This window comes from Croceibacterium atlanticum (genome assembly GCF_001008165.2).
GTDB lineage: Bacteria > Pseudomonadota > Alphaproteobacteria > Sphingomonadales > Sphingomonadaceae > Croceibacterium_C > Croceibacterium_C atlanticum.
The window spans coordinates 2,039,033-2,052,459 of the sequence record NZ_CP011452.2 but is presented as its reverse complement, the minus strand read 5'-3'; the positions used below and the strand labels follow the sequence as shown (position 1 = coordinate 2,052,459).

The following is a 13,427-nucleotide window of genomic DNA, read 5'->3' as shown; positions in this document are numbered from 1 at the left end:
CTGTTGAGTCCTTCCGCTTTGCGGCTTTCTTGATGGGCCCCTGACGCCGGGCGGCGGTTCGCCCGGCAGACAAGCAGGGGCTCACCTTGACAGTCCATCCGATCCGTTCCGAGGCAAGGTCACGCGGCGCGCGCATGCTGCGCACTGCGCTGGGGCCATCGATCACGGCATGGCTCGACGATGCTGCCGTGATCGAGGTGATGCTGAACCCCGACGGTCGGCTCTGGGTCGACCGGCTGGGAGAAGGCATCGCCGAGACCGGCATGACGCTGTCCGCTGCCGATGGCGAGCGCATCGTCCGCCTGGTTGCACACCATGTCGGCGTAGAGGTCCATGCCCGGTGCCCGCGCGTCTCGGCCGAGCTTCCGACAAGCGGCGAACGCTTCGAGGGACTGCTGCCGCCCGTCGTCGTCGCGCCCGCCTTCGCGATCCGCAAACCGGCCGTCGCGGTGTTCACGCTCGACGATTATTCGACCGCCGGAATCATGTCGGGGGCTGAGGCGGCAGCACTGCGCGAGGGTGTCGCCACACGCGCCAACATCCTCGTCGCGGGCGGCACAGGCAGCGGCAAGACCACGCTGGTAAACGCCCTGCTGGCCGAGGTGGCGAAGACGGCTGATCGCATCGTCCTGATTGAAGACACGCGCGAGCTGCAGTGCGCCGCGCCTAACCTTGTTGCCATGCGGACCAAGGACGGCGTGGTTTCGCTGTCCGATCTCGTGCGGTCCTCGCTGCGCTTGCGGCCCGACCGCATTCCGATCGGCGAGGTGCGCGGCGCCGAAGCGCTCGATCTCTTGAAAGCCTGGGGCACCGGCCACCCTGGCGGCATCGGGACCATCCATGCCGGAACCGCGCTCGGCGCGCTCCGCCGCATGGAGCAACTCATTCAGGAGGCCGTGGTCACCGTCCCGCGCGCATTGCTCGCTGAAACCATCGACATCGTCGCTGTGCTGGTCCGCGATGGGCATGGCCGCCGTCTCGCCGAACTGGCCCGTGTCGAAGGACTCAATCCCGCAACCGGTGATTATCGCCTCTCTTCGCTTTCCCAGCCCACATCAGGAGACCTGCCATGATCCATGCCATCCGGCATGGCGCCCGCCGCGCCATGCTTGCCGTCACCGCGAGCGTGATTGCGCTGTCCCTGTCGTCGCCTGCCTGTGCGGGCGGCTCGTCGATGCCGTGGGAAGCGCCGCTGCAGTCGATCCTCGAATCGATCGAGGGCCCGGTCGCCAAGATCATCGCGGTCATCATTATCATCATTACGGGCCTGACCCTGGCCTTCGGCGACATGTCGGGCGGTTTCCGGCGACTGATCCAGATCGTGTTCGGGATCAGCATCGCCTTTGCGGCCAGTTCCTTCTTCCTGTCGTTTTTCAGCTTTGGCGGCGGGGCACTGGTCTGATGGAGGTGGGCGAACCGATCCCTGGATATATGGCGCCGGTGCATCGCGCTCTGACAGAGCCGATCCTGCTCGGTGGCGCGCCGCGTTCGCTCGCGATCCTCAACGGCACACTGGCCGGCGCCATCGGCCTGGGCTTGCGGCTCTGGATCGCCGGCCTTGCCATCTGGGCCATCGGCCATGCGCTGTCGGTCTGGGTGGCGCGGCGTGATCCGCAATTCGTGGACGTGGCCCGGCGGCATCTCAAATATCCGACATGGATGCGGCCATGATGTCCTTGCGTGAATACAGGAGCGGCGGCGCGCATCTCGCCGACTTCCTTCCCTGGGCGGCATTGGTGGCGACAAGCGTCGTGCTCAACAAGGACGGCAGCTTTCAGCGCACAGCGCGGTTCCGGGGGCCGGACCTGGATTCGGCAACACCGGCAGAACTGGTCGCCACCACCGCGCGGCTCAACAATGCGCTGCGCCGGCTGGGCTCGGGCTGGGCGATCTTCGTCGAGGCGCAGCGGGTGCCCGCGCTTGATTATCCCGAGTCTACATTCCCCGATCCGGTCTCGACACTGGTCGACATGGAGCGGCGCGAACAGTTTCGGGAGGAAGGCAGCCATTTCGAGAGCCGCTATTATCTAACCCTATTGTGGATGCCGCCGCCGGAAGATGCGGCCAAGGCTGAAGGCTGGCTTTACGAAGGCCGCTCGAACTCCGGCGTCGATCCGTGGGAACTGCTGGGGAGCTTCACCGATCGCAGCGACCGGGTGCTGAACCTGGTCGAGGGCTTCATGCCCGAAGTCCACTGGCTCGATGACGGCGGAACCCTGACCTATTTGCACTCGACCGTCTCGACCCGCCGCCAGCGCGTGCGTGTGCCGGAAACACCGATGCATCTCGACGCTCTGCTCGCCGACGAACCGCTCACCGGCGGGCTGGAACCGAAGCTGGGCGAGCATCATCTGCGCACGCTCACAATCACCGGCTTTCCGAGCGCAACCTTCCCTGGTCTGCTCGACGAACTCAACCGGCTCGCGTTCGAATATCGCTGGTCCACCCGTGCGATCATGCTCGACAAGACCGATGCGACCAAATTGCTCACGAAGATCAGGCGGCAATGGTTCGCCAAGCGCAAAAGCGTCGCCGCGATCCTGAAAGAGGTGATGACCAACGAGGCATCGACGCTGCTCGATAGCGATGCTTCGAACAAGGCCGCCGACGCGGACACTGCCCTGCAGGAGCTGGGCGCTGACTATGCCGGCATGGCCTATGTCACTGCGACGGTGACGGTATGGGATCGTGATCCGGCGATCGCGGCTGAAAAGCTGCGGCTAGTCGAAAAGGTCATCCAGGGCCGCGACTTCACCTGCTTTGTCGAAGGCATGAACGCGATCGAGGCGTGGCTGGGAAGCCTGCCCGGTCACACCTATGCCAATGTCCGGCAACCGCCGATCTCCACGCTCAATCTCGCCCACCTGATCCCCCTGTCAGCGGTATGGGCGGGGCCGGAACGGGACGAGCACTTCGGGTCGCCCCCCTTGCTCTACGGCAGGACCGAAGGCTCGACCCCGTTCCGGTTTTCTCTTCATGTCGGCGATGTTGGCCATACGCTGGTGGTCGGCCCGACAGGTGCGGGCAAGTCCGTGCTGCTGGCGCTGATGGCAATGCAGTTCCGGCGCTACGAGAACGCCCAGGTGTTCGCCTTCGACTTCGGCGGCAGCATCCGTGCCGCCGCACTCGGAATGGGCGGCGACTGGCAGGATCTGGGCGGCGGTCTGTCCGACGACGATGATGGCGGCGTGCAGCTACAGCCGCTTGCGCGAATTGATGATCCGGCAGAGCGCGCCTGGGCCGCCCAATGGCTGGCGGCGATCTTCGCGTCCGAAGGCGTCGCGGTCGATCCGCAGGCCAAGGAGCATATCTGGACGGCGCTCAATTCGCTCGCCAGCGCCCCCTTGTCGGAACGCACCCTGACCGGGCTCGCTGTCCTGCTCCAGAGCCAGCAGCTTAAGCAGGCGCTCGCGCCATACTGCATCGGCGGGCCATGGGGCCGGCTGCTCGATGCCGAAGCCGAACGGCTCGGCGAAGCCTCGGTCCAGGCATTCGAGACCGAGGGTCTGGTCGGCGCCGGATCGGCCGCCGCCGTGCTGTCCTACCTGTTCCACCGGATCGAGGGCCGGCTCGACGGCTCCCCGACGCTCATCATCATCGACGAGGGGTGGCTGGTGCTCGACAGCCCGGACTTCGCAGCACAGCTGCGCGAATGGTTGAAGACGCTGCGCAAGAAAAACGCCTCCGTCGTCTTTGCAACCCAGAGTCTCGCCGACATCGAGACGAGCAGCATTGCGCCGGCCATCATCGAGTCCTGCCCGACGCGCATCTTCCTGCCGAACGAGCGTGCAGCCGAACCGCAGATCGCGGCCATCTACGAGCGGTTCGGGCTCAATGCCCGCCAGATTGAAATCCTCAGCCGGGCGACCCCGAAGCGGGATTACTATTGTCAGAGCCGGCGGGGGAACCGCCTGTTTGAACTGGGCTTGGGCGAAGTGGCGCTGGCCTTCGCAGCGGCGTCTTCAAAGACTGACCAACTCACCATTACCGACATCATCGAAAAGCATGGGCCATCGGCTTTCGCCGCCGAATGGTTGCGTCATCGCGGCTGTGCCTGGGCTGTCGAATTGCTGCCCAAGGCTTCTGTCTCCGAGAACCCCCTTTCCCTCACACCAGATATGGAGATTGAAACATGAAGCTGCCCTATGTGCGCCCTGCCCTTATGGCCGGTGTTCTTGCCACCACGAGCATCGTTGGCCTTGCCTTTGTGAGCCCGGCTCACGCACAGTTTGGCGGGATCGTCTATGATCCGACCAATTACGCGCAGAACCTGCTGACCGCCGCCCGGTCGCTCGAACAGATCAACAATCAGATCCGGCAAATCCAGAACCAGGCGGCCAGCCTCGTCAACGAGGCCCGCAATCTCGCTTCGCTGCCATTCAGCTCGCTTCAGACCTTGCAAGATCAGGTTCGCGAGACGCAGCGGCTGCTCGGCGAAGCCCAGCGAATCGCCTATGATGTGCAGCAGATCGACCAGGCGTTCACCGATCGTTACAAGGGATCGGCGCTTACCGGCAGCAACGCGCAGATGATCGCCAATGCCAATGCGCGCTGGGAAGACAGCGTCGGCGCCTTTCAGGATTCGCTCAAGGTGCAGGCCGGTGTCGTCGGTAATATCGACGGCGCCCGCACCACCATGGACGATCTGGTCTCGGCAAGCCAGTCGGCGACAGGCGCGCTGCAGGCCAGCCAGGCGGGCAATCAGCTTCTCGCCCTGCGATCGCAGCAGCTTGCCGATCTGACCGCGCTGGTCGCGGCACAGGGCCGGGCGCAAGCACTCGATTCCGCACGGCAGGCCGCCGAGGAAGCCGAAGGGCGCGAACGTTTCCGCCGCTTCTTCGGGCGCAACTGAGAGGGGCCGGCCGATGTCGCGCAATTCCAGGATCGCGGGCGTCGCGGCGATCGCCGGGATCATGCTGGCCGTGGCGATCGTCGCCTTGCGCGAACCGGGCGACCCGCCGCGCGAAGCGGTTCTGCCTGTCACCGAAGAAAGCGAGCAACAGGAGATGCTGGCGCGCGAACTCGAACGCTGCGCCACGCTCACCATGCCCGATACGGCTTGCGAAAAGGCCTGGACGGAAAAGCGCCGACGCTTCTTCGGCAGCGATAAAGGTGACCGGCGATGAACGATACCGGCGTCATCGACAATTTCCTGGGCGTCTTTACCGGTTATATCGATTCCGGCTTCGGCTTGCTGGGCGGCGAGGTCGCATTCCTCTCGACTACGCTGATTGCCATCGACGTCACGCTTGCCGGTCTATTCTGGGCTTGGGGCGCGGACGAGGACGTGTTGCAGCGGCTCGTCAGGAAGACCCTCTATATCGGCATCTTCGCCTTCATCATCGGCAACTTCTCGACGCTGGCGACAATCCTGTTCGAAAGCTTCGCGGGGCTGGGGCTCAAGGCGAGTGGTGATGCGCTCAGCCTCGCGGAGTTCATGCAACCCGGTTCCATCGCCGAGACCGGGCTCGACGCGGCCCAGCCCCTGATCGACGCCACCGAGGCGTTCAGCAGCATCTGGTCGGTATTCGCCAATCTCGCCATCATTCTCGTACTGCTGATTGCCTGGCTGATCGTGGTGCTCGCCTTCTTCATCATCGCGGTGCAGGTCTTCATCACCCTTATCGAGTTCAAGCTGGTGACACTCGCCGGCTTTGTTCTCCTGCCCTTCGCCTTTTTCGGCCGCACGGCCTTCATGGCCGAGCGCGTGCTGGGCCATATCGTCTCGACCGGCATCAAGGTGCTGGTGCTTGCGGTCATCACTGGAATCGGCACCACCTTATTCAGCCAGTTTACCGTGACCATGGGTCCGGAGCCCGATGCAGAGCAGGTCATGGCGATTGCGCTGGCCGCGCTCTCGCTGCTCGGCCTTTCCATCTTCGGCCCGGGCATTGCCAACGGCATCGTCACAGGCGGTCCCCAGCTTGGCGCAGGAGCCGCGGCCGGAACCGCGCTGGCCGCCGGTGGTGCGCTGGTCGGCGGTGCGGCCGCCGCCCGGCTTGGCGCGGGCGCGGCGGCAGGCGCGATCGGCGGTACGGCGAGAGGCGCTGCCTACACGTCCGGCGCGGCACGCGGGGCCTATGCCGTCGGCTCATTCGGAAAGAACGGCAGCGCGGCCGTCGCTGGCGGCGCAGCCGGTGCCGGTAAGGTCGCCGCAGGCGCGGTTATTTCACCACTCAGAAAGGCTGCCGGTTCGCTCAAGGAAAGTCACCGCGCGGGCGCTCGCACGGGTCTTGGCGCAGCCGCCGATACGGCGGGAGGCGCTGCCTCCTCTTCATCACAGCCTGCATGGGCCGCCGCGATGAAACGCCGTCAGTCCGCGGCTCATGGCGCGACCGTTGCGGCCCATACGCTGAAAGCCGGAGACAGTCATGGCGGGGGTTCCGGTCCCGATATTCGCGAGAAGGAATGATACGATGTTCCGACGCCCATCCATCCGTTACGGACAGATGCCCGAGCCCGTCACACCCTATCAGCGCGCTGCGCAGGTATGGGACGACCGTATCGGCTCCGCGCGCGTCCAGGCGCGGAACTGGCGCCTTGCCTTTTTCGGTTGTCTCGTCCTTTCCGGGGGCCTTGCGGGCGGTCTCGTCTGGCAGACCGCGCGCGGTCACATCGTTCCCTGGGTGGTCGAGATCGACAAGATGGGCCAGGCCCAGGCAGTAGCACCCGCTACTGCGGACTACCGGCCGAACGATCCGCAGATCGCATTCCAGCTTGCCCGCTTTATCGAACAGGTCCGCAGCATTCCGGCCGATCCGGTGATCGTTCGGCAGAACTGGCTGCGCGCCTATGATTTCACCACCGACAAAGGCGCGATGACCCTCAATGACTATGCCCGCGCCAATGATCCATTGGCCGAGGTCGGCAAGGTGCAGGTCGCAGTCGATATATCGAGCGTCATTCGCGCCTCGGACAACAGCTTCCGCGTCGCATGGACCGAGCGCCGCTATCAGGACGGCAGCCTTGTAAACACCAGCCGTTGGTCGGCCATTCTATCCATCGTCATACAGACCCCGCGCACGCCCGATGCCTTGCGCAAGAATCCGCTCGGCCTCTTCGTCAACGCCATCAACTGGTCGAAGGAACTGGACCAATGATCCGATTACCCGCTCGCAAATCTCTTGCTCTCGCGCTCGTTGCCTCGGCTCTGTCCGCCTGTGCCACCACATCGACAAGGCTGCCGGAAATCGCGTACGACGATCCGCCGCGCGAGATCGCGGCCATGCCTGCACCGGCGACTCCCCGGCCGGTCGAGGTGGTTGCCATTCCCGAGCCGTTACCCTTGCCGGGTCAGTTGAAGCCGGTCGCGGAATCCAGGGCGAAGCCCGAGCCCGCCGATCCCAGGAAACGTATCGGTGCGGCCAATGACGCCGCGCGTGTGCAACCTGTGCGCGACGGCTTTCTCAATGCCATCCAGCAATATCCCTGGTCGGATGGCGCGCTCTATCAGGTCTACACTGCGCCCGGACAGGTCACGGACATTGCCTTACAGGAAGGCGAGCGGCTTGTCGGCCCCGGACCGGTCGCGGCAGGCGATACCGTGCGCTGGATCATCGGCGATACGCTCAGCGGCAATGGCGCGTCCGCTCGCGTGCATATCCTGGTCAAGCCGACCCGGCCCGACATTGCCACCAATCTCGTCATCAATACCGATCGGCGCAGCTATCATCTCGAACTGCGCGCAACGCCCGCGACATATATGGCATCGGTCTCCTGGATTTATCCGCAGGATGAACTGATCGCCTTGCGCAATCGGAACGCAGTGGCGGCATCCGCCGCGCCAGCGGCAACGGGTGTGGACGTGTCCGCACTCAATTTCCGTTATCGCATCGAAGGCGATCGTGTGCCGTGGAAGCCCCTTCGCGCATTCGACGACGGACGGCAGGTGTTCATCGAATTTCCTGCCGGGATCGCGCAAGGCAAAATGCCTCCGCTGTTCGTGACGGGGGCCGCCGGCGATGCCGAGCTGGTCAATTACCGCGTGCGAGGCCGCTTCATGGTGGTGGACCGGCTGTTCGCCGGAGCCGAGCTGCGGCTCGGCGACAAGCGCACTGAGCGACGTGTTCGGATCGTGCGCATCGATGACAAGCGCCGGAGGCGGTGATGGCTGACCCCGACGGAACTACCCTTGCCGAACCTGCCGCGCCGGAGCGAACCACGCAATATCCGGCTACCGATCCCTGGCCTTTCCAGCTTCGCGGGCCGACGCCGAGCGTGATGCGCCTGTCGCGAAAGGCGCTGGCGGTGCTTGGCATAGTGGCTGGTCTCGGTATCGGCGGCGCGCTTATCTATGCGCTGCAGCCGCCGGGCGAGCGAACGGGCCAGGAGCTCTTCAGCACCGATAGCCGCGCCACGAGCGAGGCCATCACGTCGGGACCGAAAGACTATGGCGACGTGCCCAGGCTCGGCGAACCGCTGCCCGGCGATCTCGGCGGCCCGATCGTGGCGGCACGCGAACGCGGCGAGAATGTGCCGGTGCCGCAGGTCGGCACACAGGCAGATCCACGCGCGCAGGCCGAGGAAGCCGCACGCCAGCGCATCGCACAGGAACGCGATGCGGCGCGGACCAGCACGGTATTTCTTGGTAGTGGGTCTGCGGGAGGAGTTGGCGCTACGCCGTCCGTTCCGGTCTTACCTGAGCTTACGGCACAAGCATCCGCTGCTTCAGGGGAAACCGCGTTGCAGGGCGACCAGGCAGGCAAGCGTGCTTTTCTGGAGCAGGCATCCGACCGGCGAACGGTAAGCGCTGAGCGGCTGAGCGGGCTTCCATCGCCCAACGTCCTTCAGGCCGGCAGCATCATTCCGGCCGCGCTCATTACCGGCATCCGGTCCGACCTCCCCGGCCAGATCACCGCGCAGGTGACCGCGAATGTCTATGACAGCCCTACGGGGCGCATCCTGCTCATTCCGCAGGGCGCGCGGCTGATCGGCGAATACGACAGCGATATTGTCGCCGGGCAGACCCGCGTACTGCTTGCCTGGGATCGCCTCATCATGCCGGATGGCCACTCGATTGTCCTTGAGCGCCAGCCTGGTGCCGATCCGGCCGGGTTTGCCGGATTGCAGGATGGCGTGAACCAGCATTGGGGCAATCTGCTCCGGGCCGCGGCTATTTCGACGCTGCTTGGCATCGGCGCCGAGCTGGGCGCGGATAGCGATGACGATCTGATTCGCGCGCTGCGCCGGGGATCACAAGACACTATCAATCAGACAGGTCAGCGGATCGTCGACCGGCAGTTGAACGTGCAGCCCACGCTGACCGTCCGGCCGGGGCATCCCTTGCGCGTGATCCTGGCCCGCGACCTCATATTGGAGCCGGTGGGAGCCTCGCGATGACGAAACTGAAACTTGGGCCGCTGGTTGACGACAAGCCGGTAAAGGTCACGGTCGAACTACCGGCTACCGTCCATCGCGACCTTGTCGCCTATGCTGCCGCGCTGGCGGCCGAGACCGGTGGCGATGCCGTCCCGCCGGAAAAACTGGTCTCGCCGATGCTGGCCCGGTTCATGGCGACCGATCGGGCTTTTCGCCGGCATCGTTCCCAAGCGAACTGACGGCGACTTATATCCCGCCTCAATTGCCAAAGAACCGCTTTGACCGCGCCCTGCCGTCTGCTTCCACGGCCGCCATTTCGGCATTGAAGCATTCGTCGCCGCGAACCGTTCCTTCCGCGCATTGCGCCTGGACATGCCGCGCTTCGTCGAGATGGGCGGCGAAATACTGCTTGCCGCGTGGTCCGGCTGCAGCCGAAGCTCTGGATGCCGAAGCTGCAATGCTTGCCGTCTGCGGAGCGGGTGCGATGACAGGCCGCAATACAAATCCGGCGCCAAATCCGACGACCACGGCGATAAGCGCGATGATGAGTGTCTTGCCTTGAGTCATGACTGTTCCTCTCCCGATTGTTGAGCCGATGGCGTCCGCGCCGGGATGGGCGGCAGCGAATAGCGGACGGCCACGAAATCGAGGAACCGGCGTAGAACGGGATTTTCATTATCCTCGCGCCAATAGCCCGAATAGCCGATCCGTATATGGCCGTTGGTTTCATGGACTTCGCGGAACACCACATTCGGCACCTGAATGCCGAGTGCGGATTCCGCGACGACCGAGATCCGTCCGCCAAGTGCGATGACGCTGAGTACTGTGTCGCGGCTCACATCCTCCATGTCTATCTCGGGCGCGTAGCCTGGCATTCCTAGCTTGCCCAAGAGCAGGTTGCGCGTTTCAGGACCGGGATCGCGCGCCGTCAGCAGGAAGCGTTCGCCGGTCAGGTCGGTCCAGTGAAGCCGGTCACGCTCGGCAAGCGGATGACCTTTCGGCATCGCCACGAGGATACGCTCGCTCCAGAAGGGGCGGCTCATCAGTCCCCGATAGGAAGCCTCGCCGATCATGATCGCGATGTCGAGCAACCTGTTCTCGATTCCCGCGAGCAGCATATCGCGGCCCCGCTCGAAGCCACGTACCTTCACATCGGGAAACCGCTCGCCGAACTCGATGACTGTCGCACGAAGATTTCCGGCTGAAAATGAGGTGTAAAAGCCAATTGCGAGCCGGCCGGCGTGGCCGGTCTTCGTTGCACCAACCCAGTCGTTCAATTCCTCGAATTCGTTCACGATCCGCTGGGCCGTCTCCAGATAGGTTCTGCCGTTCGGCGTCAGGGTCGCGCCACGTGTCTTTCGGTCGAAGAGAACTATTCCGAGCCGCCTTTCGACTTCCAGTACATGCCGACTGAGCGTGGCCTGCTTGATGTTGAGAAGACGCGCCGCGCGGCTGAAACTTCCTGCCTCCGCGGCCGCGATCAGATAGCGAAGCTGGCGTAATTCGATCACTAACTCTCTCAAATGACAATACTAACCAAACCTCTGAAATCATCGAAGCTGCCAGAAGCCAGCGGAAATGCTCCGCTCATGCTTAACCAAGGTGCAATTTCATGCGTGGCTCTTGTCGCGATAGGCGAGCAGGCGCAGAGCATTAAAGACGACGAGAAGCGTCGATCCTTCATGCACCGCCACGGCCGGTCCGATGCCCAGCCCCAGAATGGTCGCTGGCACCAGGAAGACGACGACGCCGAGGCTGACAAAGACATTCTGCAAGATGATCAATCGTGTCGTCCGGCTCAGCCCTACTGCAAATGGCAGATGCGACAGGTCGTCCGCCATCAGCGCGACGTCTGCCGTTTCCAGCGCGACATCGGATCCTGCCGCGCCCATCGCGATGCCCACGGTCGCGGTCGCCATGGCAGGGGCGTCGTTGACGCCGTCACCGACCATCGCAACCTTGGCCTCAGTGCGAATCTTCTTGATCGCCTCGACCTTGTCTTCGGGCATGAGGTCGCCCCATGCCTCATCGATGCCCACCTGCGCGGCGATTCCTTCCGCCGCGCGCTGATGGTCTCCGGAAATCATGATCATCCGTTCGATGCCGATTGCCCGCAACTGTTCGAGCGCGCTCCGCGCGGATTCGCGTGGGGTGTCCATCAGTCCGATCGCCCCCAGGTCAAGATTATCGCGTCGCACGACCATTGAGGTGTAGCCGCCTTCGCGCAGCTGTTCGATGGCTGCCGCTATCTCGTCCGAAAGCCCTGGGACGCCGTCGGCATCGAACATTTCGGGCTTGCCAATTAGGACGGTCTGCCCGGCCACGGTTGCGCTAACACCCATACCGGTCATGCTCTTGAGATCGTAAGCCTCGGGAATTGGGTGCTCGCCGACATAGTATCGACCATCACGAGCGATGGCTTTCGCGAGCGGATGGTCCGACAGGCTCTCCACTGAGACGGCCACGGCGATCAATTCAGCATCAGTCACACCTGCCGCCGAGACTATGCGCTGAATCTGGGGCTCGCCGCGAGTGAGTGTGCCGGTCTTGTCAAAGGCTACCGCCTTCAGCGAGCCCAGCAGCTCCAGCGGAGCCCCCCCCTTCACGAGAACCCCGCCTCGTGCGGCTCGTGCCACGCCGGACAGGACCGCGCTCGGCGTGGCGATAGCCAGCGCGCACGGGCTTGCGGCGACCAGAACTGCCATGGCTCGGTAGAAACTGTCGCTGAAGGGCTCGTCCACCACCACCCATGCGAAGAGCAGCACAAACGCGAGCAGCAGGACGATCGGCACGAAGATTCGCTCGAAGCGGTCGGTAAAGCGTTGGGTCGGCGACTTCTGCGTCTCGGCCTCGCTCACCATCTTCACGACCTTTGCGAGCGTGCTTTCGCTCGAAAGGCGCGTGACTTCGACCTCAATCAGGCCGCTGCCGTTGATGGTCCCGGCGAATGTCCTGCTGGCCGCGTCGACCTGCTGCGGATTGGAGCGAGCAAGCGTCTCATCCGGCACGGCATGTTTGTCCACCGGCATGCTTTCGCCGGTCACGGGTGCCTGGTTGATGCTGGTCGTGCCCTTGACGATGAAGCCGTCGGCCGGGATGCGGGCATCGGGCTTGACGACGATGACATCGCCCGGCACCAGCTCTTCGACGGCGATCTCTTCGGTATTGCCGTTTTCGAGCCGGAGCAGCGCGGTTTGCGGAGCCAGTTCGGCCAGAGCCTCGATCGCGCGCTTGGCCCGCCCCATCGCGTAATGCTCCAGCGCATGGCCAAGGCTGAACAGGAAGAGCAGCAGCGCCCCTTCGGCAAAGGCACCCAGCGCAGCCGCTCCCGCAGCTGCGACCAGCATCAGGGTATCGATTTCGAATTTGCGCTGCCGCAGATTGTCGAAAGCTTCCCGCAGGGTGAAGAAGCCGCCGAAGAAGTAGGCTGCGACATATAGCGCGGTCGGCAACCAGTCCGGCGCGCCGGAAACCAGCTTCTCGATCGCAAAACCGATACCGAGCATTGCGCCGCTGGCGAGGGCAAAGATCAGTTCGGTGTTGGGCCCCAGGAAATTTCCGTGATTGTGGTTATGCTCATGGTCTGCGTCGCCGTGGCTATGCCCGGCATCCGCATCGCCCGCCGACCCTGCGCCGGAAGGCTGGTCTCGCCGGACGTCCATTCGGGCCAGGGCCTCCTCCAGATCCCGCTCGGAGATCTGTTGCATATCGTATTCTATGCGAAGCGTGCCTGCGACATTGGCGCCCGCTTCCAGAACGCCGGGCAACTTGCGCAATTGTTCACCGACCGAACGCGCCTTGCGTTGATGACCGATCCCTTCGACCGACCACAGGAGGTGGCCATAGCGTTCCGCGATCGCAGTGCCGGCGGCCCGGGCAATATCGCGAATGCGCGACAGGGAGACGATTTCGGGATCGTAGTGAATGCACAGCAGCGCCGGCTTGTCGTCCTCTGCGGCCAGAACATGGGCGCGGTCGATTCCTTGCCGTGCGACAAGATTCGCGGTCAGGCGCTGCACGCAATCGTCGTTCTCATCGGGAATATCAGGAAGGACGAGCGGGATTTCGAGTTGCAGCTTCTCTGTCATCAAAAAGATCCACTTTTGCTT

The 13,427-nt window shown here is 63.9% G+C and carries 14 protein-coding genes; 11 read left to right on the top strand and 3 right to left on the bottom strand.

The window, feature by feature from the left end:
• Nucleotides 1-86 precede the first annotated feature (86 nt).
• Genes trbB through WYH_RS09660 form a run of 11 tightly spaced genes read left to right on the top strand, consistent with a single transcriptional unit; the run spans nt 87 to nt 9,557 of the window.
• Nucleotides 87-1,073 carry a P-type conjugative transfer ATPase TrbB gene (gene trbB / locus WYH_RS09710; protein WP_046903671.1) on the top strand — a complete coding sequence of 329 codons (987 nt, stop codon included), beginning with the start codon at nt 87-89 and terminating at the stop codon, nt 1,071-1,073.
• Nucleotides 1,070-1,402, top strand: a complete 333-nt coding sequence (locus WYH_RS09705; protein ID WP_046903670.1) for a TrbC/VirB2 family type IV secretion system protein — start codon at nt 1,070-1,072, stop codon at nt 1,400-1,402. The genes trbB and WYH_RS09705 overlap by 4 nt, the downstream gene beginning before the upstream one ends.
• Complete coding sequence (locus tag WYH_RS09700; RefSeq protein WP_046903669.1) at nt 1,402-1,671, top strand: VirB3 family type IV secretion system protein; 270 nt, start codon at nt 1,402-1,404, stop codon at nt 1,669-1,671. The genes WYH_RS09705 and WYH_RS09700 overlap by 1 nt, the downstream gene beginning before the upstream one ends.
• On the top strand, nt 1,668-4,136 hold the full coding sequence (trbE, locus tag WYH_RS09695; protein WP_046905031.1) for a conjugal transfer protein TrbE: 2,469 nt from the start codon (nt 1,668-1,670) through the stop codon (nt 4,134-4,136). The genes WYH_RS09700 and trbE overlap by 4 nt, the downstream gene beginning before the upstream one ends.
• Nucleotides 4,133-4,852 (top strand): P-type conjugative transfer protein TrbJ, encoded by a 720-nt coding sequence (gene trbJ / locus WYH_RS09690; protein ID WP_046903668.1) that lies wholly within the window; start codon nt 4,133-4,135, stop codon nt 4,850-4,852. Before trbE ends, trbJ begins: the two co-directional genes overlap by 4 nt.
• 13 nt (nt 4,853-4,865) lie before the next feature.
• Complete coding sequence (trbK-alt, locus tag WYH_RS09685) at nt 4,866-5,126, top strand: putative entry exclusion protein TrbK-alt (RefSeq protein ID WP_046903667.1); 261 nt, start codon at nt 4,866-4,868, stop codon at nt 5,124-5,126.
• The gene (trbL, locus tag WYH_RS09680) at nt 5,123-6,412 is read left to right on the top strand and encodes a P-type conjugative transfer protein TrbL (RefSeq protein WP_046903666.1); all 1,290 of its coding nucleotides are present in this window, start codon (nt 5,123-5,125) and stop codon (nt 6,410-6,412) included. The genes trbK-alt and trbL overlap by 4 nt, the downstream gene beginning before the upstream one ends.
• A gap of 4 nt (nt 6,413-6,416) precedes the next feature.
• Nucleotides 6,417-7,100, top strand: a complete 684-nt coding sequence (trbF, locus tag WYH_RS09675; RefSeq protein WP_046903665.1) for a conjugal transfer protein TrbF — start codon at nt 6,417-6,419, stop codon at nt 7,098-7,100.
• Nucleotides 7,097-8,107 (top strand): P-type conjugative transfer protein TrbG, encoded by a 1,011-nt coding sequence (gene trbG, locus WYH_RS09670; protein ID WP_046903664.1) that lies wholly within the window; start codon nt 7,097-7,099, stop codon nt 8,105-8,107. Before trbF ends, trbG begins: the two co-directional genes overlap by 4 nt.
• The gene (locus WYH_RS09665; protein WP_046903663.1) at nt 8,107-9,339 is read left to right on the top strand and encodes a TraB/TrbI/VirB10 family type IV secretion system protein; all 1,233 of its coding nucleotides are present in this window, start codon (nt 8,107-8,109) and stop codon (nt 9,337-9,339) included. Before trbG ends, WYH_RS09665 begins: the two co-directional genes overlap by 1 nt.
• Complete coding sequence (locus tag WYH_RS09660) at nt 9,336-9,557, top strand: DUF2274 domain-containing protein (RefSeq protein WP_046903662.1); 222 nt, start codon at nt 9,336-9,338, stop codon at nt 9,555-9,557. The genes WYH_RS09665 and WYH_RS09660 overlap by 4 nt, the downstream gene beginning before the upstream one ends.
• 19 nt (nt 9,558-9,576) lie before the next feature.
• On the opposite strand, the gene WYH_RS09655 is transcribed toward WYH_RS09660, so the two are convergent.
• The 3 genes from WYH_RS09655 to WYH_RS09645 all read right to left on the bottom strand — a co-directional run bounded on the left by WYH_RS09655 (nt 9,577) and on the right by WYH_RS09645 (nt 13,406).
• Nucleotides 9,577-9,885 carry a hypothetical protein gene (locus WYH_RS09655; protein WP_046903661.1) on the bottom strand — a complete coding sequence of 103 codons (309 nt, stop codon included), beginning with the start codon at nt 9,883-9,885 and terminating at the stop codon, nt 9,577-9,579.
• On the bottom strand, nt 9,882-10,829 hold the full coding sequence (locus tag WYH_RS09650; RefSeq protein ID WP_046903660.1) for a LysR family transcriptional regulator: 948 nt from the start codon (nt 10,827-10,829) through the stop codon (nt 9,882-9,884). Before WYH_RS09650 ends, WYH_RS09655 begins: the two co-directional genes overlap by 4 nt.
• Before the next feature lie 99 nt (nt 10,830-10,928).
• The gene (locus tag WYH_RS09645; protein WP_046903659.1) at nt 10,929-13,406 is read right to left on the bottom strand and encodes a heavy metal translocating P-type ATPase; all 2,478 of its coding nucleotides are present in this window, start codon (nt 13,404-13,406) and stop codon (nt 10,929-10,931) included.
• Nucleotides 13,407-13,427: the final 21 nt, after the last annotated feature.